This window comes from Paenibacillus sp. FSL R10-2796 (assembly GCF_037965315.1).
In the GTDB taxonomy this organism is placed as follows: Bacteria; Bacillota; Bacilli; order Paenibacillales; family Paenibacillaceae; genus Paenibacillus_AQ; species Paenibacillus_AQ odorifer.
Genome location: NZ_CP150178.1, coordinates 2,477,171 through 2,503,402, shown reverse-complemented (window position 1 = coordinate 2,503,402; position 26,232 = coordinate 2,477,171). Strand labels below are relative to the sequence as shown.

At 44.3% G+C, this 26,232-nt stretch carries 31 protein-coding genes; 7 read left to right on the top strand and 24 right to left on the bottom strand.

Annotated elements, in window-relative coordinates:
* The first annotated feature begins 136 nt into the window (after positions 1–136).
* A complete protein-coding gene (locus NST58_RS11100; protein ID WP_076191321.1) occupies positions 137–2,176 on the top strand; it encodes an LTA synthase family protein in 2,040 nt (679 codons plus the stop codon).
* A 382-nt stretch (positions 2,177–2,558) separates the two neighbouring features.
* Positions 2,559–2,723, top strand: coding sequence for a hypothetical protein (locus tag NST58_RS11095; RefSeq protein WP_175617317.1), 165 nt, complete (start codon positions 2,559–2,561; stop codon positions 2,721–2,723).
* A 13-nt stretch (positions 2,724–2,736) separates the two neighbouring features.
* Here NST58_RS11095 and NST58_RS11090 read toward each other — a convergent pair whose 3' ends face one another.
* From NST58_RS11090 to NST58_RS11050, 9 genes are all read right to left on the bottom strand, one after another.
* On the bottom strand, positions 2,737–2,976 hold the full coding sequence (locus NST58_RS11090; RefSeq protein WP_036689224.1) for a DUF1450 domain-containing protein: 240 nt from the start codon (positions 2,974–2,976) through the stop codon (positions 2,737–2,739).
* Between the two features lie 41 nt (positions 2,977–3,017).
* Positions 3,018–3,320, bottom strand: a complete 303-nt coding sequence (locus NST58_RS11085) for a heme biosynthesis protein HemY (RefSeq protein WP_036689223.1) — start codon at positions 3,318–3,320, stop codon at positions 3,018–3,020.
* Positions 3,321–3,441: 121 nt separating this feature from the next.
* Positions 3,442–3,696 (bottom strand): hypothetical protein, encoded by a 255-nt coding sequence (locus NST58_RS11080; protein WP_076125091.1) that lies wholly within the window; start codon positions 3,694–3,696, stop codon positions 3,442–3,444.
* 110 nt (positions 3,697–3,806) lie between these two features.
* A complete protein-coding gene (locus NST58_RS11075) occupies positions 3,807–5,015 on the bottom strand; it encodes a M14 family metallopeptidase (RefSeq protein ID WP_339247751.1) in 1,209 nt (402 codons plus the stop codon).
* Positions 5,016–5,321: 306 nt separating this feature from the next.
* Complete coding sequence (gene racE / locus NST58_RS11070) at positions 5,322–6,128, bottom strand: glutamate racemase (protein ID WP_036689641.1); 807 nt, start codon at positions 6,126–6,128, stop codon at positions 5,322–5,324.
* 255 nt (positions 6,129–6,383) lie between these two features.
* On the bottom strand, positions 6,384–6,863 hold the full coding sequence (locus NST58_RS11065) for a YtxH domain-containing protein (protein ID WP_076125087.1): 480 nt from the start codon (positions 6,861–6,863) through the stop codon (positions 6,384–6,386).
* Between the two features lie 100 nt (positions 6,864–6,963).
* On the bottom strand, positions 6,964–7,629 hold the full coding sequence (locus NST58_RS11060) for a metalloregulator ArsR/SmtB family transcription factor (RefSeq protein ID WP_076184345.1): 666 nt from the start codon (positions 7,627–7,629) through the stop codon (positions 6,964–6,966).
* 58 nt (positions 7,630–7,687) lie between these two features.
* Entirely contained in the window at positions 7,688–8,128 is a 441-nt protein-coding gene (locus NST58_RS11055; RefSeq protein ID WP_076184344.1) for a HepT-like ribonuclease domain-containing protein, read from the bottom strand.
* Positions 8,129–8,335: 207 nt separating this feature from the next.
* On the bottom strand, positions 8,336–8,623 hold the full coding sequence (locus NST58_RS11050) for a Dabb family protein (RefSeq protein ID WP_036689213.1): 288 nt from the start codon (positions 8,621–8,623) through the stop codon (positions 8,336–8,338).
* 164 nt (positions 8,624–8,787) lie between these two features.
* Here NST58_RS11050 and NST58_RS11045 point away from each other — a divergent pair, with 164 nt between their 5' ends.
* Complete coding sequence (locus NST58_RS11045; RefSeq protein WP_036679391.1) at positions 8,788–9,372, top strand: helix-turn-helix transcriptional regulator; 585 nt, start codon at positions 8,788–8,790, stop codon at positions 9,370–9,372.
* 151 nt (positions 9,373–9,523) lie between these two features.
* Entirely contained in the window at positions 9,524–10,327 is an 804-nt protein-coding gene (locus tag NST58_RS11040) for an MBL fold metallo-hydrolase (RefSeq protein ID WP_076184343.1), read from the top strand.
* Positions 10,328–10,439: 112 nt separating this feature from the next.
* On the opposite strand, the gene NST58_RS11035 is transcribed toward NST58_RS11040, so the two are convergent.
* The 10 genes from NST58_RS11035 to rpmG all read right to left on the bottom strand — a co-directional run bounded on the left by NST58_RS11035 (position 10,440) and on the right by rpmG (position 17,302).
* On the bottom strand, positions 10,440–11,075 hold the full coding sequence (locus tag NST58_RS11035; RefSeq protein ID WP_076125081.1) for a class I SAM-dependent methyltransferase: 636 nt from the start codon (positions 11,073–11,075) through the stop codon (positions 10,440–10,442).
* 3 nt (positions 11,076–11,078) lie between these two features.
* Complete coding sequence (locus NST58_RS11030) at positions 11,079–11,444, bottom strand: hypothetical protein (RefSeq protein ID WP_076125079.1); 366 nt, start codon at positions 11,442–11,444, stop codon at positions 11,079–11,081.
* A 16-nt stretch (positions 11,445–11,460) separates the two neighbouring features.
* Positions 11,461–12,231: a GNAT family N-acetyltransferase gene (locus NST58_RS11025; protein WP_081390515.1), complete on the bottom strand. Its 771-nt coding sequence runs from the start codon at positions 12,229–12,231 to the stop codon at positions 11,461–11,463.
* Positions 12,209–12,643, bottom strand: coding sequence for a DUF6157 family protein (locus NST58_RS11020; RefSeq protein ID WP_081383129.1), 435 nt, complete (start codon positions 12,641–12,643; stop codon positions 12,209–12,211). The genes NST58_RS11025 and NST58_RS11020 overlap by 23 nt, the downstream gene beginning before the upstream one ends.
* A 149-nt stretch (positions 12,644–12,792) precedes the next feature.
* Entirely contained in the window at positions 12,793–13,062 is a 270-nt protein-coding gene (gene rpsN, locus NST58_RS11015) for a 30S ribosomal protein S14 (RefSeq protein WP_038569786.1), read from the bottom strand.
* A gap of 26 nt (positions 13,063–13,088) precedes the next feature.
* Positions 13,089–14,168, bottom strand: coding sequence for a metal ABC transporter substrate-binding protein (locus tag NST58_RS11010; RefSeq protein ID WP_339247745.1), 1,080 nt, complete (start codon positions 14,166–14,168; stop codon positions 13,089–13,091).
* Entirely contained in the window at positions 14,158–15,024 is an 867-nt protein-coding gene (locus NST58_RS11005; protein ID WP_339247743.1) for a metal ABC transporter permease, read from the bottom strand. Before NST58_RS11005 ends, NST58_RS11010 begins: the two co-directional genes overlap by 11 nt.
* Positions 14,970–15,677 carry a metal ABC transporter ATP-binding protein gene (locus tag NST58_RS11000; RefSeq protein WP_076184339.1) on the bottom strand — a complete coding sequence of 236 codons (708 nt, stop codon included), beginning with the start codon at positions 15,675–15,677 and terminating at the stop codon, positions 14,970–14,972. The genes NST58_RS11005 and NST58_RS11000 overlap by 55 nt, the downstream gene beginning before the upstream one ends.
* 218 nt (positions 15,678–15,895) lie before the next feature.
* Positions 15,896–17,104: a GTP-binding protein gene (locus NST58_RS10995; RefSeq protein ID WP_076125069.1), complete on the bottom strand. Its 1,209-nt coding sequence runs from the start codon at positions 17,102–17,104 to the stop codon at positions 15,896–15,898.
* A gap of 48 nt (positions 17,105–17,152) precedes the next feature.
* Positions 17,153–17,302: a 50S ribosomal protein L33 gene (gene rpmG / locus NST58_RS10990; RefSeq protein ID WP_076098468.1), complete on the bottom strand. Its 150-nt coding sequence runs from the start codon at positions 17,300–17,302 to the stop codon at positions 17,153–17,155.
* A 203-nt stretch (positions 17,303–17,505) separates the two neighbouring features.
* On the opposite strand from rpmG, the gene NST58_RS10985 reads away from it, so the two are divergent.
* From NST58_RS10985 to NST58_RS10975, 3 genes are read left to right on the top strand one after another with little or no spacing between them, the layout of a single operon-like run.
* Positions 17,506–18,534, top strand: coding sequence for a GTP-binding protein (locus NST58_RS10985; protein WP_036679372.1), 1,029 nt, complete (start codon positions 17,506–17,508; stop codon positions 18,532–18,534).
* On the top strand, positions 18,510–19,520 hold the full coding sequence (locus NST58_RS10980; RefSeq protein ID WP_339247740.1) for a permease: 1,011 nt from the start codon (positions 18,510–18,512) through the stop codon (positions 19,518–19,520). The genes NST58_RS10985 and NST58_RS10980 overlap by 25 nt, the downstream gene beginning before the upstream one ends.
* Before the next feature lie 50 nt (positions 19,521–19,570).
* The gene (locus NST58_RS10975; protein WP_339247738.1) at positions 19,571–20,446 is read left to right on the top strand and encodes a TIGR03943 family protein; all 876 of its coding nucleotides are present in this window, start codon (positions 19,571–19,573) and stop codon (positions 20,444–20,446) included.
* On the opposite strand, the gene NST58_RS10970 is transcribed toward NST58_RS10975, so the two are convergent.
* From NST58_RS10970 to NST58_RS10950, 5 genes are all read right to left on the bottom strand, one after another.
* Positions 20,439–20,834, bottom strand: a complete 396-nt coding sequence (locus NST58_RS10970) for a NusG domain II-containing protein (RefSeq protein ID WP_076219890.1) — start codon at positions 20,832–20,834, stop codon at positions 20,439–20,441. The two genes, NST58_RS10975 and NST58_RS10970, sit on opposite strands and share 8 nt — an antisense overlap.
* Positions 20,835–20,920: 86 nt before the next feature.
* A complete protein-coding gene (locus NST58_RS10965; RefSeq protein WP_339247737.1) occupies positions 20,921–24,025 on the bottom strand; it encodes a PAS domain S-box protein in 3,105 nt (1,034 codons plus the stop codon).
* Positions 24,026–24,230: 205 nt separating this feature from the next.
* Positions 24,231–24,788, bottom strand: coding sequence for a DUF2812 domain-containing protein (locus NST58_RS10960; protein WP_076280981.1), 558 nt, complete (start codon positions 24,786–24,788; stop codon positions 24,231–24,233).
* Positions 24,785–25,114 (bottom strand): helix-turn-helix transcriptional regulator, encoded by a 330-nt coding sequence (locus NST58_RS10955; protein WP_076133666.1) that lies wholly within the window; start codon positions 25,112–25,114, stop codon positions 24,785–24,787. The genes NST58_RS10960 and NST58_RS10955 overlap by 4 nt, the downstream gene beginning before the upstream one ends.
* Positions 25,115–25,645: 531 nt before the next feature.
* Positions 25,646–26,059, bottom strand: a complete 414-nt coding sequence (locus NST58_RS10950) for a MarR family transcriptional regulator (RefSeq protein ID WP_256716516.1) — start codon at positions 26,057–26,059, stop codon at positions 25,646–25,648.
* Between the last annotated feature and the right edge of the window lie 173 nt (positions 26,060–26,232).

Here is a 26,232-nt window from a genome sequence, read left to right as displayed (position 1 = left end):
CGAGTATAAGACTGTTTTAGTTTAGCGCCTATAACTTTACGCTCATATATTTCTTCGAGAAACGTTTATCATCTAAAAAAGACAACAACATTGTTTATTCTGGTTTTATTTATTTTCTGTGTTAGGAGGTTTTATAATGTCTGACTTTCCATCAATTCGGAGCAACAGAACCGTAACAAGTACAATAGCTGCTGTGATTCGCTCCCGATATATCGGTTATCTCCTTTTTCTTGGCATCATGCTGGCCAAGTTATTATTTCTGCATAGTGGGCTGCATGCTCCCAATATAGATATGAACCGGCAGGACAAATGGATTGCTGTAGGTTCAGTCATGTTATTGTCTTTTTGGACCCTGTGGCTTCCCCGCCGGGGACAGACGATAGCGTTGTTAAGTATAAACTTGCTTCTGACACTGCTTATTTATTCGGATATCGTCTACTATCGTTATTTTCAGGATTTTATCACGGTACCCGTATTGTTTCAGGCTGGACAGATGGATGCGCTTGGTGGAAGTATCTTCGCCCTACTGCGTCCTTCCGATCTTTATTTGTTCGCTGACTGGCTTCTGCTTATTGCCTATGGAATCGGAATAGGGTTCTACCACCGGAAAACCCATACATACTTGTCTAATGCCGCCCCTCGCCGTTATGGGCAATCTCACTCTTATTCTCAAACCGGTTATTCCCGCCGCTCTTCACGCCTGAGCAGGATGCTAAAAAGAAGCGTGAATGGCATCGTTGCTCTGGCGCTAGGTTGCGTGCTAACCTTTGGACCTATACACACCTACGCTACTACCTGGGCTAAAGATCTATTCACTGGCAACTGGTGGAGTCTGGCGATGTATAACGTAACCGGACTAATCGGTTTTCACGGTTATGATATTTACTTATATGCTAAAGATCATCTAGGTCCGCAGCCCGAGCTTTCGCAAGAAGAAGCCACCTCAATGCAGCTCTGGTTCAATAAACAAAACACTGAGCAAAATGCCAATAATGACAGCTTTGGAAAATACAGCGGAAGCAACATCGTTGTTATTCAAGCTGAAGCTTTTATGAACTTTGTAGTTGGACGCTCAATATCCGGCCAGGAGATCACGCCTAATCTGAACGCTCTAATCAAAGAAAACACCTATTTCAGCAATTACTACCATCAGACCTCACAAGGACGAACTTCCGATGCGGATTTCACGTCCAACGCTTCCCTGTACCCGCTGGTCTCCGGCTCGGTATTTGTCCGTTACCCGGATCATCAGTTTGACACGCTGCCTGCTATTTTGAAATCAAAGGGCTACAGTACCAATGCTTTTCATGCGTACGAAGGCAGCTTCTGGAATCGGCAGATTATGTATAACGCGATGGGTTATGACCATTTTTATAACAAAAAAGACTATACAATAGACGAACCTCTAGGCTGGTCTCTGGGTGACAAATCCTTTTTGCGGCAATCCCTCGATATTATGGACACTTCAGAAACGATAAAGCAGCCTTTTTATTCATTTTTGACTACACTATCCAGCCATCATCCTTATTCTCTCCCTGCAGATAAACAAGGGCTTGATACTGGAGAGTTCAAGGGCACGATCTTCGGAGATTATTTGCAGGCTGTTCACTATACGGATGAAGCTTTAGGGGAAATGGTCAAAGAGATGAAGCAGCGTGGGCTGTGGGATAATACCATTGTTGCATTCTATGGAGATCATGATAATTCGATTCAGGAGACCTCTTATTACGAACAATTTCTCGGCAAAAGCCTTAGCGCACTCGATATGCAGCAAATAATGCATCAGGTTCCCTTGCTCATTCATCTGCCAGGCTCTAACGCCTCTGTCCTTGATTCAGCTCCAGCTGGTCAGTTGGATCTTACACCTTCCTTGCTCCATTTGCTGGGGATCTCACGTGATCCTTATTATCTCATGGGCAATAATCTGTTTAGCGGGCATGAGCGTCTTGTAACGCTGCGATCCGGCGCCTATGCCGATGCAAAGCTTTCTTATCTCCCCAGCGAAAATGGGCAATTTGCCAGCGGAACCTGTTATAGTCTCGAAAGCCGCGAAGCCGTTGACGTAGGGGAGTGCAGCATCGGGTATGAGACCAGTAAGCTCCGCCTACAGATCTCCGACGATATCATGAAATATGATGGAATCAAGAAGCTCAAGAACACACAATCTGCACCTTAAGCTTACATCCGGGTAAACGAAGAGACTATCCAAAAAAACTATCGAAAACGGCTGCTGCGATATCCTCTCTATGTTGGACATTTACCACTTGATCGTTGTTGGAAGCACGTTTGGTTTTCCGACTTAAATACGTAAAGTATCTCACTAACGGACACAGCTGACCCTAAACGCAGCATTATCCGAGATTTGGAATGCTAACGGACTCCAGAGCAGCTATTAGCCTAGAAAACGCCGATATGAGCCTCTTTTTAAGGAATAGCGTCACTGGTGCTTTAAAGGCTAAAAACAGGCAAATAACGTCATCTGAGTCCGTAACCCCTGTGAGATGGTGGAATGATAGGATGGTGGGCTCGATGAGACGGTGAGATGGTGGGACGATGAGATGATGAGACGGAGAAATGATGGGATGATGGGCACGATTGAAGTAAGCCGTCAATGGCCAGAAAACGCAGAGCAGCGATCCTCCAAATTAACAGGAGAATCGCTGCTCTGTTTACTTTTACTTATTCTGAGAATGAAGAGGGATCGACCCTATTATCTTAGTTGATAAGAACTCAGTATTATTTCTGAACGGAGGGCTGTTTGATAAAAGCTTCCGCTTTCTTCAACACTTCATCCTCCGTTGGAGCACTCACATAACGACCATTCACATAAACAAAAGCCCGTTTGCCACATGGACCGCAGTACGACTTGCAGCCGACCTTGATCTCGGCATCAGGTGCCATTTTTTGCAGCTTTGGGATAATACTTTTCAACTTCATGAAATTACATTCATCGCACACTTGTATTTCGTTAGCCATGGAGCAACCCTTCTTTGTGTTCGAAATTTACAGGCGAGTGTTTAGTGATCGCCGTGATTACCTTTAGAGGGATTCGTAATGACAAAACCTTCTTGTGGAAGATACAAATAATCAACGACCACGCCATCAAGGAGTGGTTGGCTCGGATCAAGAATAACATCGATTTCCTTATCTGTCGATACTACAACATCGTTCTCTTTAGGCGTGTCCAAGTCCAGTCCGTAGTGAGCATGATCACCGTGTGCATGTGTAATTGCTACGCGCAGCTTCAACTCACTGTTTCCTTCCAGCTCCATTTGTTTCTTTATCACTTTAGCCGCATTACGGGTAATTTTGACCTTCATCTATATTCCATCTCCTAGTCCGAAAATTAAATACTCAATTACTTATTTTAAAGGTAAATGACATCTAAAAGCAACTATATTGGCTAATTAGCTCTGAAGTTCTTGTCGAAAATGTGCGGTGCTATCCTTCACCCTGCTGAAGGGTAGGATATTTCCGGCCCATTCGTGACACGAACCAGCCCATTAGCAGCATGGTCACTCCAATATCATCGATCGGAATAAATGGCATGAAGTCCGGCAAGACCCAATAGAGCAATACTGGAATTGTAAATAACAGCTTGTCCCCCATTGCTACTTTAGGGGAGCGGATGTATTGCCAGGAGCTACTGAAGATATGGGACCATTGTTTTAGTGACAGTATTTTTTTCAGTTTCATGGTGACCCTCCTCCCAAGTAAAAAGGATACAGCCGCGGATAACGTGTAGTGACGACAGCGGCCATACCCTATGGTTTATTTTACGCAAGTTTACTGCAAATGTTTCATAATTATTTCACATTGGAAAGGAGCGTTGCTAATATAAGTCCTGTTTCCAGGGCCATATCTTCAAAATCTGCTAGTGGCAGCGGATTTTTGCCAATCCCAAGCTCCACAGTAAATCCAGGTTTGCGGAAGGTCTGAATAAACCAATCCTTATATCCGGCATCACTTCCCGTCAGCTCCACTGCCCGGTAACTGCTCGCAACTGCCAGCTGCGCGGCTAATTCACGGCTCTCGGGAGGCTCATACCCGCGGTAGTTCCAATAAATCTCTCCTCCTTGGCTATGCAGAGACACTGCAGCTTCGCCAGGCGCTTCCTCAGCCAGGGCTGCCAGAGCAGCTGCTTCAGGCTCACTCAGCGGCTCAGGGCCGCTGTAATCCCGATGTGAGGGCTGCCTTACTCCCCGACGTTCCCGCTCCTCTTCCCAATGAGCGGGAAATTGATCCCCAAGATCCACACCGCGGATGTTAGCTTTCCAATGCCGGAAGCTGCTTCGTCCACCATTCCATCTCATGAGGTCATCATAAAATGGATGGTCAGGCAAAACCCCTTCCTGAACCAGCTCCACACCATCTGGATTAGCCATAGGCACGACCCATAATGTCCAGTTTTGGAACCAAACCTCAGGGTTATGTCCATTCCATTCCAAGCCTTCAGCATAAGCTGCCGCATACTCCTCTATGAAGGACATCAAGCATGGCGAAGTCAGCCATTCATTGGCATGCAAAGCGGCGTTAACATGCAGATGACGAGTGCCGTTCCCTATCTTGAGTACATGGAGTGGCTTGCCGAGTACGCTCGTGCCTATTGTGGCTGCTTGTATAAACGGGTATTGGACAAGCAAGCTGTCAATGTCACTCTCAACATCAGCCGGACCGTACTCCCCGCGCAGAAACACTACGCGGTCTGGAATCGGGGGTGGAATGACAAGTATTTTTCCAGGTGTACAGCAGCGCCCTGAGGTCACACCAGGATTAAGCTTCTCCAAATCCTCTAAATTCACTTTAAATAATGAGGTTATGCGTTCTGGAGTGTCCCCTTCCTGCACAGCATACCTTTTACGCGGCGAAGATGGCAGAAATAAAACCTGGCCTGGGTATAAATAAGACTGCCTCCCAACCCATGGATTACCTTGAATAACATGCTCAGGAGTTAATCCATGTAGAGCGGCAATTCTGCTTACGGTATCTCCCCTGTTTGCAATATATTGTCGCATTAGGTCTCATCCTCTCGGCCTTAAATTGCTGATACAGCAATACAAAAACAGCGGCATACAGCACTTAACTCTATTGTATGCAAGCGCCACTACCCGGCATGAAGGAGAAATGAATCACAAGAAAAAACAACGTCATCGCCCTTTATAGATGGCAACCATTTCTCATGAAAATAAGGATATTACAGATCCGCAGCGTATAAATGCTTATATTTCAAAAAAACAGACTGGGAAATGTGCTTTCCCAGTCTGTTTTTCTTTTTACACTCCCATGGAGTTTGTCCCTATTCAATTCAACATTGCTCCTGCTTATAACGTGGATACTTGCCACACTACTGGAGTACGTCTAATTTGTTCTCCAAGCCAGTCTCGCGCGATGCTTTGAAACATCTCAGCATCACCGCTGCAGAAGAACTGATGAATTGGACTTTCATCGCCGATGGACAGCTTGCCTTTGTCATATAAAATTGTGCTGATCTCACGAGCGGTCTCATCTGCAGAACTGATCAGCTTGACTCCTGATCCCATAGTCTCACCAATGGGTTCTACAAGAAATGGATAATGAGTGCATCCTAAAATTAAAGTATCGATGTTAGTGTCTTTAATGCCTTCGAGTGCCTCTTCTACGATATCGTAACTTTTCTCTGAGCGGAACTTGCCTTGCTCGACAAGTGGGACAAGCGCTGGACAGGCTTGACTTACAACCTCAACAAAAGGGGACAACTGCTTTAATGCGTTAGTATAAGCTCCGCTGTTGATGGTTCCTACCGTACCGATCACGCCGACATGTCCGCTTTTGGTTGCGCTAATTGCTGCGCGGGCTCCGGGATGAATCACCCCAATTACAGGGATAGAGACCTTGGCTGAGATATAATCGAGTGCCGCAGCTGTTGCGGTATTACAAGCGATAACGATCATTTTAGGATTAAACTGGATCAAATAATCTACAATTTGTTCAGTAAACAGTTGTACTTCCTCGGTCGAACGGGGTCCGTACGGAGCTCGGGCAGTATCTCCGAAATAAATGATCTTCTCCCGCGGGAGTTGCCTCATCACTTCTTTGACAACTGTTAACCCTCCCACACCTGAGTCTAATATTGCTATAGCTTGCTGCACGAACACACCGCTTCCTTCTACTTGTTTTGTGTAGCTTATGTAAGGTGAAAACAAAATGTACCTGGCTTTCAGCCCCAATTGCAGATATTACTCCTTTTGCCCTCTTAGTTCAAGACTAGTCTTCTTCCATCATTTAACAAGCGGGTGCAAACTAATTAAAAAAGCCACCCTCCGCCCAATGCGAAAAAGCGGCTCTATTATAAGAGAATGAGTACTCTTTTACCACTGAAACAGAGGATTTAAACCACGGTCCCATTATAGAATTTCTTTATCAACCTTGTCATCTTGAACGACTTCTTCCAGGCTAACTTCTTCGCTTACATCTTCACTTATAGTGGCCTCAACCCACTCAGTTTCCATTTCCAAAGTGGCAGCAGCCTCTTCAACAGCTTCTACAGCGTCAACTGCTTCTACAGCATCTTCTGTAGCAATACCGCTTACAGTTACTGTGATTTTTTCTTCTTCATCAACAGCATTCGCACATGATTTGCTCCATTCCCGAACTTCATGCACTACATGCCCAATCGAATCTTTTGCTTTGTCATAAATTTCAATGCTCTTGTCTCCGGCTTGAACAGCAATTTCTTGAACCTTCTCAATACCAGCGGCAGTTCCTTCCGCAATATCCTTGCGCAGCTCTTTACCTGGTTTAGGTGCGAACAGCAATGCTGTCACCGATCCAACCACACTGCCGACTAAAGCGCCCCATAATAAGCCTTTGGTGTCCTTTTTCATCGTTTCATCTCTCCTTTAAATTCATTGCTCCCCGCTCTACCGGGCTAATGCCTATATCTGCTATATCATAAGCAGCAGGGGATTGTCTTGTGACTAATTATTATAACTTTTCAGAAGTTTTGTCTGTAACATTTTTGGGTACGATAGCGTAGCGGCAGCAATGGCCGCCCTCTGCCATACATTCATTACGTGTTACCTTAGCATCCAGCAGTTCTTCGAAAAGACTATGCTCACATTGGCAAGCCTTACGATACTGGGTAGCCACTTGGCGAATCGGGCAATTGTACTCCTTTATGACATATGAGCCATCCTCTTCGCGGTTCCATTCTGCCATATATCCACCGGCATTTTGGATGGAAGATAATTCGGCGACGCGTTCTTCCAAATTCCGCCGTTCCATCATCGGAGCATACTGAGCGAGCATTCGGCGGCGGCGTCCTTCAAATAATGTATTAACAGCATCCAGTCCACTGCCGTAATCCAATTCACGCAGAAGCTCCAAAGCCAAGTTGTGATAACTTTTTGGGAAATATTCTTCGGCTCTCTCCGTTAATGAGTACATATGTAAAGGCCGCCCCATCGCTTGCCGGACCACTTTTGTCTTTGCAAGCCCTTCTTGCTCCAGCTGAAGCACATGACGACGGACACCCATCTCTGTAATTCCCAATTCTTCTGCCAGCGCGCCGATGGTCAGTGTTCCTTTCGTCTTCAGGAGCGTCATAATCATTTGTCTTGTCGATCCGTTTTCCTGCCCCATCTTCATCATAAAGGAACCCCTCTCTTTCACGGCTATCGCCTATTCTATGTGATTCTATCCTATGCTATTATAGCGGTACGCTGGCTCCAAGCTCCTGGTCCAAATATTTCCGTACCTCAACGGCAAACTGCTCAAGTACTTCCGAAAGAATGGGGGTAAGTGGATGCAGATCACCTCTCTCCCAGGCATAATAATCCTGAACGAGTGGCTTACGCAGAGCAACTAATTCTATCAATCTCTCATAAATTTCACTTTGACCTAGCACTTTCTCTTCATGAATAATAGAAATTATATCCTCATAACTTCCAGCATCACGCATAATAAACCCGTCAATGAGACAGCTACCAACGTCTGTTACAACCTCTATTGCCAGATGGAGACAGCGTTCCTGTATTAGTCCAGTTAATGTTGTACCATCCCAGGAAGCTGCTACAGTCCGAAGACCAGCGGTAATATCAGGGATTTGAGCAAGAATGGTTTCGATTTGATTGCGGTTGACATAATACACAGCAATACCCCCATGTCGATAATTGTTAGAGAATCGTCCTAATCTCTACTTACCGCGTTTGCCACGGCGTTTCAGCCAGAAGAACATTACGAAACATGCTCCGAGAAAAACGACTAAATAAGTTAACGCTTCCATTGGATACTCAAGCTCACGCATTCCTGTCACCGCTTCCGGTATAAAATGATGATACTATATTCAAGCAGCTGCTTAAATTTCGTAATCTACAGCAATCGAGAGCTCTTTGACTTCATTAATGTGAGCAATAACTTCTTTATGCGCCGGATGAACCTGATACGCCTGTAAATCCTCTAGAGAAGCCACTTCTGTGACTAGAGCAATATCAAAGGAACGATCGGAATGAATGATGTCAGCACCCACCTCGATGGAGAGAAGCTGCGGGATCTTACCTTCCATATTACGCAGTACCGCTACCGTTGCCGCTACGCTTTCTTCGGACCGATCTTTTAATTTGAAAAACACAATATGTTTGATCATTCTATATCGCTCCCTAATGTAATATTGTAATTAGATATTAAAAATATATCATAAGCGTAGCTGTTCTGAAAGAAACTTAAACGGTGTTGTCAGAAATAGCAGCATTAACCATTGCCGATATACCAGAAAGTGTTGTAGTATATTTTTAAAAAATCGGAGGAATTATGCCTAATAACCAACAAGAAACTCATAATATCCAGGCGTGGTCTCTGATCAATCGCAAATACCTTGGACAAGGCGTTCGAGTCAAAAGATTTCGCCGTCCAAAGCGCAGCCAGATTAGAAACCGTGTGCTGCTTGCTGTATTGATGGCTAAGGATATCAAGCTGTCACGACTCGCAGAAGAGCTTGGTATATCCTCACGCAGTGTAAGCGCTTGGGTATACGAAGGTCGTATCCCTTCCAACAATAACATTGACAAGACCTGCCGCCTATTGGGGTACCCACCCCACATTCTGTTCAATGAAGCGTTGATTCGTCAAAGCCCCATTGTATGTCAGCCTACACCTTCACGTTTTATGAAAAGAAGTATTACCAGTTCACCGCGCAGCAATGTTATCCTGACCGGACTTTGTATGGTTTACGATTTCTCAGTAACGGATGTAAGTATCTGGATAGGCGTCCATCCTGGAACATTTCGAAAATGGCTCCACAACAGCCATCTGCCGACCCCTGCTCTGCAGGAAAAAGCCGAGGCTTTCTTTCGGATTCCACGCCATATTCTATTTGCAGACTGCGGAACGCTCTAATACAATCCTCTCACAAAACACGTCTAACACAGCCCTTCTTCAAGAAATCATGAGAAGGGTTATTTGCCATACCTTTTTTTCTTAAAAAGAGGTCATACTACTGTGTGTAAATATATTGTCTAGTACTAAAGAACGGGTCAGGAGGCGCAAGATGAAACTTAACGGAATTCTGTCAAAGGGCTATACCGATACTTGGAAAGTGGCCCCTGGTGTCATTGGACTTCGCACTATGTTTGTAAATGTCGCATTAATTGGCCAGCCCTCTTCGGATTGGGTTCTTGTAGATACTGGTCTTAGCTCATATACAGGCAATATTATTGATTTTGCTACGGAGCATTATGATAAACCTCCGGTGGCAATTATCCTGACGCATGGGCATTTTGACCATATTGGGGGTGTAAAAAGGCTTGTTGAGGAATGGAATGTGCCTGTATATGCTCATCCGCTAGAACTACCTTTTCTGACAGGTAAAGAAGACTACCCTCCAGCCGATCCGGCCGTAGGCGGCGGGCTTATGAGCATGATTTCCCCTTTATTTTCACATCATGGCATTGACCTTGGTTCAGCCGTTCATCCCTTGCCGGAAGACAGGACTGTTCCTGGTGCGAAGGGCTGGGAATGGATCCATACCCCTGGACATAGTCCCGGACATATCTCCCTGTTCAGGCCTGAGGATAGAGTTCTGATCGCAGGTGATACGTTCCTTACGGTCAAACAGGAATCCGTATTTGCAGTGGCTACGCAGCATCAGGTGGTGCATGGCCCACCCTCTTATTTCACGACAGACTGGGAAGCTGCTGAGAAATCGGTCCGTACCCTTGCCTTGCTGAATCCACATCTTGTTCTTTCGGGACATGGAGTACCCATGGAAGGTGAGGAGCTGTCTACTCAGCTTGCTCATTTGTGCAAAAATTTCAAAAAAATGGCGCTACCGGGTCAAGGTAAATTTGTGTAAAAAAGGTACTCCTGATCAGCGCACAGAGGTCTAGGGAAAAAGTCCCTATAATTCATTTGATATAGCCGATTCTACGGATATTCAACGAAATTATAGGGAGTTCCTCCCTAAATTACTTGCTTAGTGCAGATTTACGTGCGACGATATATCTCAGTATGTATTGATGTTTTTTTCCAAGCGGCCCACATAAAGTCTCCACACATGAGCCGGTCGTAATTATTTTCGTACCTGCAAAATGTTGTCTTAAATCTTCTTCACTAAAAAAATGGGCGTATTTTCCCTCTTTGTATTCGTAGGTTCCCGGTTCCAAAAGTGTTCCACAGCCGTTGTTCGCATCCTCATCGGAAAAACTGGTAAAATAGAGCAAGCCATCCGGCCGCAGCTGTTCCAGACAATTAGCTACGAGCCTGCGGCGATCCTCTTCGAGAAATAAATGCAATACGTCATAGCAGTAGACAGCATCAACCTGTACTTCAGAAATAGGATCTAATACGGAACCTGAGATAAAATGGCTCTTGGGATCCCATTCTGCCGCCATCTTTAACGCGTCCTCGCTCAACTCAATGCCTAAGGTCTTAAACTCATCTGAGAACACCTTCGTATTTCTTCCGTATCCCGCACCCGGGACTAAAACTGATTTCACGTTATGTTGCCGGAATATATCCCTTGCTGCCTGAGCTGTAGGACTAGGTTCACTCCCCCAGATCATTCCTTCCTGAGCAAATCTTCGACTCCAGTATTCGGACATAGATTAGACCTTCTTTTTAAATTTATTCGCTAATTTCATCGCAAGGAACTGAGGGATCAGGTTTAGCATACTAAAAAATATAAACGATCCTGTAGGTCCAAGTGGTTTGAAAAACGTCCCGTCCCAACCGCCTTCCCCTGACAAGTTGCTAATAAAATAATAAGAGACAAATGCAGAAGCGATATTCCCAATGACTATAGCAATTATATTATTAGACCATTTTCCCAAAAAAGCTATTAGTGATGTTATGACGATCATCATTAAATAACCAACCATTGAACCATTATTGAAATCTTTATCCATCGCGAAATATACAAATGGAAAACAGTACACAATAATGATCAGGAGATTCAATCCTAATTTTCTCACCGCATCCCCTCCTCAGCTAGTTTTTCACTCTATACCAATACTGATAGATCTCCTTAAAACCCAGCTTGTCATACAAGGCTGAAGCCCCCGTATTCGCTTGCACAACTTGCAGAAAGGAAGTTGTTGCTCCCTTTGCTCTCCCCCAATTAAGCAACGCTAGCAGCAGCTGTTCCGCCATTCCCTTTCTACGATGAGCAGGGGAAGTGACAATATCATACAGACCCAAGTACCCGTTCTGAATCACACCAAGACCGCAGGTGACAGGAACACCATGATTAAACAACAGGACATAACCCTGCTGCAAATGTGATGCAGACAACATTCTAGTTAAGGTTTCCCGGTTCTTATCAGACAAGCCGGTAAGCTCACTGAAGGTGTGCAGCCACTCTTCAGTCAAGCTCTCCTGTATCTGAACCGTATAACGCAGATCGGGGCTCGCTAAGTCCCCCAGATCAAGAAGCCTTACAGATGAAGGCTCGGCAATTGTATAGCCACGCTCTGCAAGAATCTCATCAAGCTTTGGCGGCTGGATGTAGGGGGTTATTTTGAACACGGACTGTAGTCCAGCATGCTCATAATAACGCTCCGCAAGCTTGATTTGTTCTGTGAGTTCAACCTGAGAGCTGTCAGCCCCGTATAATGGATTGACCGAATTGGCCCTTTTTGTATAACCAGCTGCCGAACGTAGAATCCAGCCCTGCAGGAGAACGCTTTGCTCCGCCGGCCAAGTATTAAGTGTGATTTCTTCTATGAATTTATACAGCTTAATCCGCTCCTTTTGAAGCACGTTTGTTACGCATCGCAGGCAGTAATTTCACAGCTCCCTCCCCTTGGGAGGTGAAATAGTCATATTCGGGAGACTCTTTGCCATAGAGAGCTATTTTCCCCTCACCGTTATAATGAACACCCCAACCAAAACGCTTCGGCAACAGTGAAGCCCTTAGACAAGGATGATTTTTGGAAAATAGTTCGTTCCATATTTCTTCCTTACGGGCCAAACGTTCTTCCTGTGGAATTTGTTTATGGCGCACATGAACCTCGTACAGAAGTTCTTCATGATTGTATTTGTAGGGCTCATTGATTAACAGTTCATATTGAATCACATGTGCAGGCGGGAGCGTTCGGCAAGACATCGGAGGAACTCCTATTTCCTCAGGACAGTCCTCTGCTACACGAATAAAAGTATCGGTATAGCTCATTTGCATCACCTCCATCTTAAATAGAAATATATTCCTTCTATGATAAATCATTTTCCTATTCTAAGCATAGCCGAATTTTCTAAAGCCCATGATGGATGAACAGCAAAAACGGCCAATCCTCTAAACTACGGAGGATTAGCCGTTCTCATTTACCAACTCGACTTGGTAATGCCCGGAATCTGACCTTTATGCGCCAATTCGCGGAATACAATTCGGGAAACATTAAATTTCCGCAAATAGCCTCGAGGTCTGCCAGACACTTGGCATCTATTTTTTTGACGAGTTGCGGAGGAATCACGTGGCAGCTTTTGCAAAGCCATATAGTCCCCCTGTTCCTTTAGTTCTTTTCTTTTAACAGCGTATTTGGCGACTAGTGCTTGTCTCTTCAATTCTTTCACAACTTTAGATTTCTTGGCCATGTTCGTTCTCCTTCCATCCTTTAAATCTACTCGTTCAATGCACTCTTCAAGGCTTCCAGGTTCTGACGCATGATTCCTAAATAATCCAGGTTTTGACTGCGATCTTCCTCTGTTAATCCTTCAATTGGGTTTAGAACGGCTGCTTTGGCACCAATCTCTTTTGCTATTGTGTCTGCCACACTGGAGGATACAAGTGTCTCGAAGAAAATCGTCTTCACTTTATGCTCTTTCGCAAACTCCACAATCTTACTCATATTTGCGGCAGAAGGCTCCTGCTCCGGAGATAGTCCGGCAATCGGGACCTGAGTTAATCCATACTGCTTGGCAAGGTATCCGAAAGCCGCATGCTGAGTAATAAAATCCTTGCGTTTAGTATCCTTAAGACCGTCCTTAAATTCTTGATCCAGTTGCTCCAGCTTAACTACATAAGCATCTGCATTTGTCTTAAAATCCTCGGCATGTTCAGGTGCGGCAGCAGCTAAAGCTGCTTCAATGTTATGCACTTCTTGAATGGCTAATGTAGGATTGAGCCACACATGCGGATCTAATCCACCGTGATCATGCGAATGCTCTTCAAGAGCATGTTCTCCTTCTTCATGAGCATGCTCCCCTTCTTCATGAGCATGCTCTCCTTCTTCATGAGCATGCTCTCCTTCTTCATGGTGGTGGTCAGCCTCTTCCTCTTCCGTGCCTTCCATGATGTCCAGACCCTTGCTCGCTTCTACAGTAATTAACGGAGTGCCAGATACACTTTCCAGCACCTGATCTACCCAACCTTCCATTCCTGCGCCATTATAGATCAGCATATCCGCATCTGAGATTTCTGCCATATCTTTTGCTGTCGGTTCCCAATCATGGGGTTCGATTCCTGCTGGTATGAGTGCTTCCACGTCCGCCAGATCTCCTGCCACATTTTTGGTAAACTCGTAAATAGGATAGAAACTGACTTTAATATTTAATTTAGATGACTCCGGAAGGGCTGTAGCTTCTGCGGCTCCAGAAGCATTCGTAGTAGTAGAAGAATTAACAGCATTATTACCGCAACCGGCGGCAATAAGTAACGCGGACAGGGACAAAATGGCTAAATGATGGATTCTAAATTTCATTGAGAGGTGTAACTCCTTTACTGGAAATAGTTTTATGAATTCGCCGACGATTTCTTAGTCGGATCAGCTTCTGTACCAAAATTGCGATTAATAAGAACGATAGCAGTATAAGAGCAATCGTCCCACCAGGCGGTGTATTGATGTAATACGAGGCACTTAGGCCACTAAAAACGCCGAGTAATCCTACGCCGATTGAGATCAATATAGCTGTCGTAAAACCAGACGCTATACGCAAAGCAATCGAAGCTGGCAAAACAATAAGCGCTGAGACTAACAGCACTCCAACAACTGGCATCGCAGCAGCGACTGTCATTCCAGTTAGTACAGCAAACGAAAATGATAACCAGCCCACATGAACTCCACTGATACTAGCGGTCTCTTCATCAAAGGTCAGATTATATAAGGATCTGCGTAACACAATAAAATAGATCAGACCGATTACAGCAACCACAGCGATAATCTTTAGTTGAGTGAAGCTGACCGCAACGATGGAACCAAACAGATAGGAACTGAAGCTTTTACTTAAATTCTGCTTTAAGCTCATAAGTACAACTGCCAATGCTAATCCAGAGGTCATAATAATCGCTACCGGAAGCTCGCTATATGTACGATAAGAACGTCGAAGCTGTTCGATGACAATACCACCGAGAATCGCTACCATGAAGCCACTTAGTGCCGGATTAAGCTGTAGTATTGAGCCTAGTGCTACTCCTGCAAGCGAAACATGAGAGAGGGTATCCGCCATTAGGACCTGACGGCGAAGCATGAGATATACCCCGAGTAGCGGACCGATAATGCCAATTAATCCACCGGCCCAAAATGCACGTTGCATGAATTCGTAACTAAACATTGCCAACCCTCATTCTCCTTTCGTTCCAGGCTGATCAACGTATCCAGATAGGAGCTGGTCTCTTCCAGGCCATGCGTCACCATGATTACGGTCCGGCCGTGTTCACTGACATCATGGCGCATCAGCTTATAGAACCCAATACGACTGTCCAGATCCATCCCCGTAGTAGGTTCATCGAGAACCAATATCTGCGGCTGTTGTGCCAATGCTCGAGCGATGCAAATCCGCTGCTTCTGGCCGCCTGACAGTTCTCCTATCTTCCGGTCTCGCAAATGCCACATCTCCACCTGCTTTAAACTTCGCTCAACGATCTCGTCCTGCTCAGGTGTAAAGCGTCTAAATAATCCAAGCCTTGGATAACAACCCGAGCGAACCAGTTCGATCACCTTACTTGGGAACCCTGCGTTAAAAGAAGCTACCTGCTGTGGAACGTAGCCGATAACCATCTTTCCGTTATCTGATAACTCTTTATTCAACTGAACCGTTCCACTCCATGGACGAAGCAGGCCGAGCATTAGCTTCAGCAGGGTGGTTTTAGCAGCACCATTGGGTCCCGTTATACCAATAAACTGTCCGATATGAATATCTAATGAGATATCATCAAGAACAGGTTCATCCCCATACCCGAACACTACATTCCGCATGGATGATAGGATCATCATGCCTCGCCTCCCTTCTGACTGATATTATGTCCAACCCAGATTAAATCGTAAGTTTTACGATTTAACAAATTTGATAATATCGTAATCATTACGATTTGTAAACCCAAAACTGAAAATTAATCGTAATAATAACTATTAGTCCTTTTTCGAATACAACAAAAATCCGGAATCCCACCTTCTGGATTCCGGATTTCCACCGTTAATTTACTAAGTATCTATTCCTCAGCAGCCGCAAGGAGTTCTTCAACAGGCCACGGAAGTGGATTGTTGAACTTTGTCCAATCCTGCTTCAGCTCCTCCGCTGTCAGCAGACATCTGTCCAATCTGGCTTCGAGTTGTGCCTGATCTATATTTACACCGATAAATACGATTTCATTTATTCTATCGCCCCACTGCTCGTCCCATTTTGCCCGCAGCTCAGGTTCGCTTTCCAGCACCTCCAACTGCTGATCCTTAGGCATTGTAGCCAACCAGTAACCAGCAGGTCCGAACTGAATGGAAGGTCCTGCCTGACTTACAGTAGCTGCAAGATCACCTTTTGCCGCTACCCATGCCACCCCTTTTGCCCGAACGACCTCTTCCGGCCAGTTGCTAAAGAAAAAACTTAATCTTTGCGGGTGGAACGGTGTTCTCCGGCGATAGACGAAAGAAGAAATCCCGTATTCCTCCGTCTCAGGGGTATGGGTCTCTTTATTCAGCTCCGCGATCCAACCAGAGGATAAGCTTGTTTTCTCAAAATCAAACAATCCGGTATTTAGAATTTCCTTTGGATCTACTACGCCGTTAATTGTACGGATCAGCTTAGCAGACGGCTGAAGCTTACGCAGCACAGCTTCAAGCTTATTGAGTTCATCTTCTTTCAACAGATCGCACTTATTAAGCAGCAAGACATCACAAGTTTCGATCTGATCAATAAGCAGATCCACAATATCGCGGAAATCCCCTTCTCCAGCCGTTTGGTTGCGGTCCATCAGACTATCACCTGAGGAGAAGTCATGCCAGAAACGCCCAGCATCCACAACAGTCACCATCGTGTCTAATTGAGCAAGCGAAGTCAGATCAATATCCAACTCGGGATTGGCATAGGTAAAGGTCTGTGCTACTGGTACAGGTTCGCTAATGCCTGAGGATTCAATCAGGATGTAATCAAATCGCCCTTCCGCAGCCAGTTTTTGTACTTCGACAATCAAATCATCACGAAGTGTACAACAGATGCAACCATTGGACATCTCAACCAATTTCTCTTCAGTCCTGGAAAGCGTATTTCCGGACTTCACCAGATTCGCATCCACATTCACTTCACTCATGTCATTTACAATAACAGCTACTTTAAGACCGTCACGGTTGTGCAGAATATGATTCAACAATGTTGTTTTCCCAGAGCCCAAATATCCACTGAGCACGGTAACAGGGAGCTTTTTCAACTATACCACTCCTATCGTTTATAAAATCAAGATTAAAAACATCCGCCCTTAACGGGTTTCGCGATGTAAGGTTACTCTCTTTAGGCGTGGACAATATTTTTTCATTTCCATACGCCCTGGATGATTTCGTTTATTCTTGGTAGTGGTATAGTTGCGATCTCCTGTCTCCGTACATGCCAAAGTAATGATTACTCTCATCGTTTCCATCTCCTTTTTATTAAATCGTAATAATTACGATTAACACATCGTACACGGTTTATTCACAATCTGTCAACTATGATCTTGTAAAAATTTCAACTCTCTTAATTTTGTGGTCTTTCTGGTGGACAAATTACGTATAGATGGAATTATAAAAAATATGATTCTTGTAATTCCTAGAGAATCAGGCAGGAGTGGAGATCATGAAGATACCAGTAATTATTTTGAGCGGGTTTCTGGGGAGCGGGAAGACAACTCTGCTGTTGTCCCTGCTGAAAGAGAGCAAGGTAAGAGGGCTGAATCCAGGAGTAGTAATGAATGAACTGGGCAAACGAGATGTGGACGGGTATATTTTGCAGGAGCATACCGGTACAGCTGTAACTAAACTGCTGGACGGATGCGTATGTTGTAGCCGTAAAGAGGATTTGGCAGATAGCCTGATGGTGCTGCTGAGAGGACGTCCAGATGCCATTTATATGGAGTTGACCGGCGTCGCCGATCCTGAAGAAATCGCCAAAACGTTGCAGGAAACTCCTCTACAGGATCTGGTGGAGCTGCACTATACCATCACTCTGTTAGATGCGGAAAATGCTCTAGAATATAACAGCAGACTCTCCTCTGACAAACAGCTCGTTCGGACCCTGCGTAAGCAGCTTTCCACAGCTGATCTTATTGTCGTTAATAAAAGTGATCTCGTAGAACCGGAAACCTTATGGCGAATTGAAAAGGGAGTTCGTAAACAAAATACGGAGGCTGAAATTGTGTACACCCATTACAGTGAAATCAACCTGTCTCCGATATTGTCAGGAATTATCCCACGTAAAATCATAGCTCCGGCTCCGCAGCGAGCGCCTCAAACCTTCAAAGGAGCATCACTGAAACAAATGCATTCAGAGCATGGGGGAACCGCTGTAAAAGAGCTGCATGAGGAGCAGCATGCTTCTTTCTCGCAGGTAACAGCCATCACGTTAACCATTCCGCAGGTAAGGACAACTATGCCTTCTAAAGAACGCCTAGAGGCCTTCTTCCAAGAATGGGGTGACAACCTATTACGTGCCAAGGGGCATATTCTTTTGTCCGAACAGGAGCCGGTTCAGCTTGTTCAATATGCGGGGATGCGTACTACCTGGGAAGCCTCTCGTTATCCTGGTATGCCTTATGTAGTGTTCATCGGGATGAATATAGATGAAGAACAGCTGGCAGATCGGTGGTCCGCCTTATTCGAGTTTTGACTACCTTTTTACCATTAAAAATACTGCCGTTGCTCCTCCCGATCTCGTTCCTGATTATCATTGGTTTTGTATGGCTGCCGTATCATCTGGAACTGTTGGATAATGCGTACATCGACACCTTCAAAACCGCTTTTATCGGCATATTGCTGGAAGCCTTGCCGTTTGTATTAGCAGGAGCATTGTTATCTTCACTGCTTCGCGTCTTTATCCCGGATGAAATGATTTCTCGGTGGATTCCGCGGCGACCTCTTCCGGCCATTCTGTTCGCATGTCTGCTCGGAATTATTTTCCCGGTCTGCGAATGTGGAATGATCCCACTCGTCCGCCGGCTTATCCATAAAGGTATGCCTGTTTACGTGGCTATCGTCTTTATTTTGTCCGGACCGATCCTAAATCCTGTCGTCTATGGGGCGACCATGACAGCATTTCGCAGCCACTCGGAGCTGGCCTATGCCCGTATGGGTCTGGCGTTTGTTGTAGCCTGTCTCATAGGCTTGATAATCTACGCAACGGTCAAAAAATCTCCCATCCGCCTAAATGTTCAGCGTGAAACGGGGGAAGCTCATCAGAATAATTCTCGCGGGGGAAAAATAGCCGCTGTCTTCGTCCATACCTCAGATGAGTTTTTTGAGATGGGGAAATATTTAATTATCGGCTGCTTGTTAACCGCTGGTATTCAGACATTTATGGTTCAAGACAGTCTGGCCGCGATCGGAGCTAAGCCGCTGGGGTCATATTTCTTCATGATGGGACTGGCATTTGTGCTCTCGCTCTGCTCCACCTCAGATGCCTTTGTAGCTTCCACCTTCGTACATTCTTTTCCATCTGGGGCTCTGCTCGCTTTTATGGTATTCGGACCCATGCTGGATTTCAAAAATTCATTGATGTTGCTCTCGCTGTTTAAGACCAAATTCGCTCTTTATTTGTTCTTTCTGATCTTCGCAAGCGTGTTTGTTGGGGCGGTATTCATGTCCTTGTGGCTGTAATTCATAGAGGTGGTAAGCTGTTGCTTACAACATGGGTAGGAGGATAGAGCATGAATGACTCTCGTAGCATCCGGTTTCACTATTTCTTAAGGGCGGTCATTCTGCTCGCTTTCGCCCTCTATATCGGGCATCTGGTACAGCAGGACGCTTTGCATTATTATGTAGCTCCTAAACTGGCACGCTGGGTTCAATTATGCCCAATCCCGCTGACACTTATGGCGCTCAGTCTGACCATACAGGCTTTATTTGGCAAAGGTAGTGTTCTCTGTGACTGCGAGCATCGGCTCCCACATTCTTTTTTCAAAAGTACAGCGCTATATGGATTATTCCTTTTTCCACTGCTGCTCGGATTTCTTCTTCCTGATCGCGCATTGGGAAGTATGGCTGCTGCTAAAAAAGGAATCTCCCTATCCTCCTTGCCCACTGAAGCTAAAAATTCCGCGAGATTCGAGTCCATTGATCCTTACCATGAAGAGCTTACCGAGCTGGCCAAGATCCTTTATGCACAACCTGTGGTCCCAGTTTATTCGGCGATTTTCTCCGAAACTTTAGGTGCGCTTGAGCTGTACAAACAACAATTTGCAGGCAAAGAAATTACTATTACCGGCTTTTTATATCGTGATCAAGGTGAACATTCAGAGAATTCTTTTGCCATAGGTAGATTTCTGGTCCAATGCTGTACTGCCGATGCTACACCTTTTGGGATATTAGTGGATTCCGGCAAGCTAAAAAGCCTGCCTACCGATACCTGGATAGAGGTCCGGGGCAAGCTTCAAGTTGTTCCCTATAAAGGTCAAGAAATTATGCAAATTAGTGCAGAGTCTATTACACCTATCAAACAACCCGTAACACCTTACATCTACACCAGTCCTGACTCTATCACCGCATGGAAGGGGCTAGAAGGCTCAACTAAGATTACTAAATAATCGCATCTAGCTCATCCTCATCATTCTCAGACTTATTAGGATTAAATACTTCTACCATAATACGAGCTGGAATACAGATAATTTGCTGTTTGGGTCTTGAGATGAACCCCATTTCCAAAGCAATTCTTAAGGGAGCATCAGAATAGGTCATTTGGATTCCATAATCAAACACCTTTAGCGTATTGTGACCGAATTTCGTTTGAATATCTATAATTTGTTCTTCTTTAGTCAAAGAAACGGTTTTGTACTCTTGACCGTCCACCGTAATTATAGCTTTCAAATCCCCTTGCTGATACTGCTCATTGCTGCTGTCCCACCACTTCATGCCATAAATCAAGCCCGCAGCTAACAAGGCTATCACAATAATTAAAATATCCCCGCGCTTCATTGTTAGCAAGATAAGAATCCTTTCATGACAAATAATATACGTAATGATTACGATTAATATCAATATATTAATCATAACCTTATTTGTCAATGATGCTCACCTAAACGAATTTGGGCAGACCACTCTCTTAATACCCGGTCGAGCTCTTTTATCGAGATGGGTTTAGAAATGAAATCCTGCATTCCAGCACTAAGACACATCATCTTATCTTCATCTCTGGCAAAGGCTGTAGCCGCAATGATGATTGGATTCAGCCCAAGCTTCTCACGTATGATTCCTGTTGCTTCTATTCCATCCATAATAGGCATCTGAATATCCATAAATACCAGATCATAATGATTGGAAAGCACAGCCCGAACTGCTTCCTCACCATTTAAGGCGATGTCTGGAACATATCCCCTCTTTTTCAGATACGCCTGCATAAGCTGCTGATTCACAGGATGATCTTCAGCAATAAGAATGGACATCGGTCCATATTCACCGGTAGTTAACTCTTTAACAGTGGATTTATCATTTCTGACCAAATCCGTTGAGGCGTTGACGGTCAATTTCTGATCCCATTCCTCTTTGGGTAGAGAAACCTCCACTGTAAAATAAAACTCCGAGCCTTCATCCTCACAGCTATTGACACCGATAGATCCGCCAAGAAGCTCGGCCAGCTTTTTACTAATGGCAAGTCCAAGCCCTGTTCCGCCATATTTACGATTGATCGACGGATGCAATTGCGAGAAGGATTGAAATAATAGACCTTGGCTGGAAACTGGAATCCCCAACCCAGTATCTTTTACGACAAATTTCACGATAAGATTTCCGGATGCCTCTGAGGCTTCTAGCATAACAGAGATACTGATTTCACCTGTCTCCGTAAATTTCACTGCGTTCCCAACCAGATTTACGAGAATTTGACGCAATCTCGCCCCATCAGTCATGATGACGGCTGGAAGCTCAGGAGATAACTCGCTAGTAAGTAAAAGCCCTTTTTCCTTAACCTTCGGATAAAACAGTTCACAAACGTTCTGTATCACTTCATGCAAATCCACCATTTGCAGTTCAAGCGTCATCATGCCTGCTTCAATTTTGCTGAAATCCAGCACTTCATTCAGAATATGAAGCAATGCCTCTCCGCTTTTGTTAATGATCTGCGTGTAGTAGCTTTGCTCTTCATCCAGCTCCGTCCCCGATAAAAGATCAGCCATCCCAATAATACCGTTCATAGGCGTACGCAGCTCATGGCTCATGATCGCTAGGAACTCCGATTTTGCCCGGTCCGCTTCCTCGGCAGACTCCTTCGCCCGCACAATCTCCTTCTCCTCCGTGATATCACGAAAGACGACAACCGCCCCAATCCGTTCATCACCATCAAACAGTGGGGTCATTCGATATCTGACTAAAAAGCTTGAACCATCCTGCCTCCAAAACACACCCTCCCTATCTTCAATAGTGAGATTATTGGAGCGCGAAGGAAGCAGCGTCTTCTGAATTCCTGTAAAAGACTCGTTATCCAGCCAGGTTTGGTGAATCGCATGAAATTTGCTGTTTCCCCACTCAGTAGGATCGAAACCCAACATAGTAATGGCTGCTGGATTAATGAACATCGTGTTGCCTTCAAGGTTCATCCCAAATATGCCCTCAGAGACCGAATTCAAGATCAGCGCATACTCGTTACTTAATTTCTGTATTTCTTCAAAATGACGCGTACGTTCCCCAATGTCGCGGGTTACACAGACAAGCTCTTGATTCCCGCAGGTCTCAGAGTAAATATACCGCAGTGTCGTTTCTGTCCAAATACAGGTTCCGTCTTTGCAAATAAACCGGAGAATAACAGGCTCAAGCTTCTTCCCCTCCATACAATTGCTGAGATATGAAGTTAATTTGATTCTGTCCTCCGGATGTATGTAATCAATCCCTCTAGTTCCGCACATTTCTTCTGGTGCATAGCCAAACATAGTCTGGCAGATGGGTGAGGCATACAGATAGGTAAAGCTCCCGTCCGCTGCATTACGTGAAATGAAGTCCATAGAATTTTCTGAGATCAGACGATAGTTCTGCTCACTTTCCCGCAGTTGTTCTTCCATTCGTTGACGTTCGGTGACATCCTGGGCTATCCCGCTGATCTGCAGCAGTCTTCCTTCTTCATCCGTAATCACTTCCCAGTGCGCATCCAGAAATTTCAGTTCTCCATCCGCACTATGAATACGGACCGTTACTTCGCCATTAGTCCCATTCTCCATGGATTGATGTACTAACCGTTCAAGTCTGATGAAATCGTCAGGATCAATGCAAGCAAAAACACGTCTGTAATCAAAATAAGAATGATTGCTCTCATCTTCCAAAAAGCCAAAAATATTACGCATCTCTCTGGAAACCGTCAGCCGTGATTTTGTCATGTCCCATTCCCAGGATCCCATCTTCGCAAGGTGTTGCGCTTTAGCCAGCATATCCTCGTATTTCTTGCGCTGAGTAATATCGCGACCAATGGTTAATATTTGTTTAACGTTCCCCTGCTCATCACGTACCACTTGGGAAGAACTCTCTATCCACAAATAATGTCCATCTTTATGACGGGCTCTACGAGTAAATACGTCCGTATCGGAATATATCTTACCTTGTTCAATCATCTCTAGAGCATCATCTACGTGATAATACTCGGGTCTTTTGGTACCTATCATTTCTTGTGCAGAATAACCTAATAGCAGCTCCACTGAGGGAGATACGTAGTGCAGTGTCCCGTCAGGATCGCCAAAAGAAATCATATCCGGTGTGTTTTTCGTAATCAAATTATATAACTGCTCATCTTCATGAATCTTTTGTTCAGCAAGTTTTCGGTCAGTGATATCCGTTAACTCAGAAATCAGGACATAGGGTTCACTGGAATTCTCCTGATAGATTAAAAATATATGTTGGGCTACCCAGATGATTTCTCCATCCTTACGCAAGAACCGCCGTTCTTTCTCCAATACAGTCCCAGGCTCAGCTAGCAAATCGTTCAGGATAACGGAATGATCGTTATTAGTTTTATCTTCCGGATACACAAGATCCAGATAATTTATATTCAAAAGATCTTCTTCTGCATAACCAAACATTTGGCATAGCGCAGGATTCGATTGTAATAACGTCCCGTCCTTCGGAGAGACTACCGCAATCCCGATAGAAGACCGTAAGTATAGCTGTTTAAAAAGAAAATCAGACACCTGTAAGCCTCCTCTTTTGAAAATGGGGGACTATATTAACAAACTTGTAATAATTTCAGTATACCTTTTTTTCGGTAAATAAGCTTGATAGTTGAGTCCTAAATGATAGACTGGTAACTTTCGCAGTAAAACTCCGCAAAAATAAACAGCAAGTCTCCCTCTGAAAAGGAAACTTGCCGTGTGTGCATGTTACAACTCTAAAGTCCTATTCTATTATCAAATTTTCCAGCTGAAGCTTCTTAATTTTCTTCCGGATAGGTGCACCAATAATTAAAAAAACAAGACCTAACAAAATCAACATTCCGCCCATTATTACGTTTACCATGCTGAGATTCTGTGATGAAAAAGAATAATTTATTACACCAATCATCACATTAAATAGGCCTAAAATCAACTCTAGCCACATTACAGATTTCCATAACCTGTTGATTCGCTTATAGTGTTTTATTCTGGATTCCAGATCTGTGTAAATATCAAACGGACCTTCCACTGACTTCTTTCTAAGGTAAACCCAGCGCATGTAAGTACTTACACAATCTATACCGTTTTCCTCTAAAAACTTGATATATTTGATGCTATCCGGATGATCCGGCAAGTTATCTAAAAGCTCAATTCTATACGTGTACTCATTATTGGGGGTCTCTGTAAACACATATTTGCACCAAGATAATTCTGATAGAGCCATCCCCTTCGCAGACATTTCATTAAGCCACTTTTCTTCCTTCTCATAATCCCAAATTAGCTTGCGAACCACATGTTTCATTTGGACTCACCTCCAGCTATTCTCTTCCCATTCGCTATCAATTCTTCCAGACGGATGATCTCTCCCTGAATCACTGACTTTCCTAAGCCGGTAATTTCGTATTCTTTTCTACGGGAACCTTGCTCCCCTTCCACTGCTTTTATCCAGCCTTTTTCCAGTAAAGTGTTAAGTGCTCCGTATAAAGTGCCCGCGCCCAGATCAACCCGACCGTTACTTAAGTCCTTCACATTCTGCATAATTGCGTATCCGTGCATTGCTGTATATAGAGACAATAAGATATAAAATACAGCTTCAGTTAATGCGCCTCTTTCTGTGCTTTCAGGCATCATTTCATCCCCATTCTATTACTGTTGTCGATATATCGGCTTCCGTAATATCATTATTACGGAAGCCGATATAATTGTCAATACAAAAACACCCATTTTTTTTCATCGCAGCGATCATGAACGCAACAAAAAAACGCCTAGCACTTAGCTAGGACGGATTTGTTGGGGGGCTACTCAACAGCTAGATACTCCCACCGTGGCACCTATTCCTTTCTCATTATGAAGTATCGGACTGAGATGCCGCTATTTCCGAAAAATAGCGTGTTTCAGCTTACATTCGGACTCAGATGCAGCTATTCGTCTCCAAACACTCGCTTTTCACACGATTCCTTAGCAATAAGCGCTATGCAGTCCGAAACCTCTGTAAAATGTGCCAAAAATCAATAATAGCGGCCATACGGTCCGTTAGCTGACACTGTTCGTACAGATTCTAAAACTACAAAAGTCTATACAAAAAATAGGCCAGATAAGATATGTAAAAAAGGAACATACCCAACCTGACCTATTCTTTATTTTGTTCTGCATAGTTTTTTATGGTCTCTCTTTTGAGGCATTTTGAACCATGACACCTAATACATTTTTAAACGTTTGAAGATCCTGTTCGGAAATATTGGTGATCGTATCATCTTTAAACTTTTCGGCAACCGGCAGTAAATCGAGATAGATCTGTACTCCCTTATCTGACAATTCCAACTGCTTGACTCGCTTATCCGCATGGGTACCAGAGCGATGCAAGAACCCCTCAGATTCTAATTTTTGAAGCAGCCTGACTACGCTGGGCTCTTTTATAGACATTTTATCTGCTAGTTCTCTCTGGGTAATGGATTCACTGGTATAGATGTAATACATCGCAATCCATTGGCTCCGGGTCATATTATACGGCCGAAATTCCTTTTCCAAGGCTTCCGCGAATATTTTTGCACTACGGTTTGCAATAAAGGCCATACAGTCATCTAAATTAAACAATGTTTACACCAACCAATCCCAACTGTTTTATCTTAAAATAATCAACTCTTTTCTAATTTATTATAGCAAAATATATTAAGGAAGCTGAACATACTTTTCAAGTGATCACATAGTTCATTTATTTAGGCTGCAGCAGGATCCGTCTCCCGAGA

Excerpts from the sequence above, each read along its gene's own strand:
- NST58_RS11065 (WP_076125087.1), bottom strand. The coding sequence starts at position 6,863 with ATGAAAAAGGACACCAAAGGCTTATTATGGGGCGCTTTAGTCGGCAGT.
- NST58_RS10970 (WP_076219890.1), bottom strand. The coding sequence starts at position 20,834 with ATGAAGCGCGGGGATATTTTAATTATTGTGATAGCCTTGTTAGCTGCG.
- NST58_RS11100 (WP_076191321.1), top strand. The coding sequence starts at position 137 with ATGTCTGACTTTCCATCAATTCGGAGCAACAGAACCGTAACAAGTACA.
- NST58_RS10950 (WP_256716516.1), bottom strand. The coding sequence starts at position 26,059 with ATGGCCTTTATTGCAAACCGTAGTGCAAAAATATTCGCGGAAGCCTTG.
- NST58_RS11045 (WP_036679391.1), top strand. The coding sequence starts at position 8,788 with ATGCCTAATAACCAACAAGAAACTCATAATATCCAGGCGTGGTCTCTG.
- NST58_RS11075 (WP_339247751.1), bottom strand. The coding sequence starts at position 5,015 with ATGCGACAATATATTGCAAACAGGGGAGATACCGTAAGCAGAATTGCC.
- NST58_RS11085 (WP_036689223.1), bottom strand. The coding sequence starts at position 3,320 with ATGAAGGTCAAAATTACCCGTAATGCGGCTAAAGTGATAAAGAAACAA.
- NST58_RS11095 (WP_175617317.1), top strand. The coding sequence starts at position 2,559 with ATGATGAGACGGAGAAATGATGGGATGATGGGCACGATTGAAGTAAGC.
- NST58_RS11060 (WP_076184345.1), bottom strand. The coding sequence starts at position 7,629 with ATGATGAAGATGGGGCAGGAAAACGGATCGACAAGACAAATGATTATG.
- NST58_RS11050 (WP_036689213.1), bottom strand. The coding sequence starts at position 8,623 with ATGATCAAACATATTGTGTTTTTCAAATTAAAAGATCGGTCCGAAGAA.
- NST58_RS11010 (WP_339247745.1), bottom strand. The coding sequence starts at position 14,168 with ATGAAATTTAGAATCCATCATTTAGCCATTTTGTCCCTGTCCGCGTTA.
- rpmG (WP_076098468.1), bottom strand. The coding sequence starts at position 17,302 with ATGAGAGTAATCATTACTTTGGCATGTACGGAGACAGGAGATCGCAAC.
- NST58_RS11035 (WP_076125081.1), bottom strand. The coding sequence starts at position 11,075 with ATGTCCGAATACTGGAGTCGAAGATTTGCTCAGGAAGGAATGATCTGG.
- NST58_RS11000 (WP_076184339.1), bottom strand. The coding sequence starts at position 15,677 with ATGATCCTATCATCCATGCGGAATGTAGTGTTCGGGTATGGGGATGAA.
- NST58_RS11080 (WP_076125091.1), bottom strand. The coding sequence starts at position 3,696 with ATGAAACTGAAAAAAATACTGTCACTAAAACAATGGTCCCATATCTTC.
- NST58_RS11090 (WP_036689224.1), bottom strand. The coding sequence starts at position 2,976 with ATGGCTAACGAAATACAAGTGTGCGATGAATGTAATTTCATGAAGTTG.
- NST58_RS11020 (WP_081383129.1), bottom strand. The coding sequence starts at position 12,643 with ATGAGCTATACCGATACTTTTATTCGTGTAGCAGAGGACTGTCCTGAG.
- NST58_RS10985 (WP_036679372.1), top strand. The coding sequence starts at position 17,506 with ATGAAGATACCAGTAATTATTTTGAGCGGGTTTCTGGGGAGCGGGAAG.
- NST58_RS11040 (WP_076184343.1), top strand. The coding sequence starts at position 9,524 with ATGAAACTTAACGGAATTCTGTCAAAGGGCTATACCGATACTTGGAAA.
- NST58_RS10975 (WP_339247738.1), top strand. The coding sequence starts at position 19,571 with ATGAATGACTCTCGTAGCATCCGGTTTCACTATTTCTTAAGGGCGGTC.
- NST58_RS10960 (WP_076280981.1), bottom strand. The coding sequence starts at position 24,788 with ATGAAACATGTGGTTCGCAAGCTAATTTGGGATTATGAGAAGGAAGAA.
- NST58_RS10955 (WP_076133666.1), bottom strand. The coding sequence starts at position 25,114 with ATGCCTGAAAGCACAGAAAGAGGCGCATTAACTGAAGCTGTATTTTAT.
- rpsN (WP_038569786.1), bottom strand. The coding sequence starts at position 13,062 with ATGGCCAAGAAATCTAAAGTTGTGAAAGAATTGAAGAGACAAGCACTA.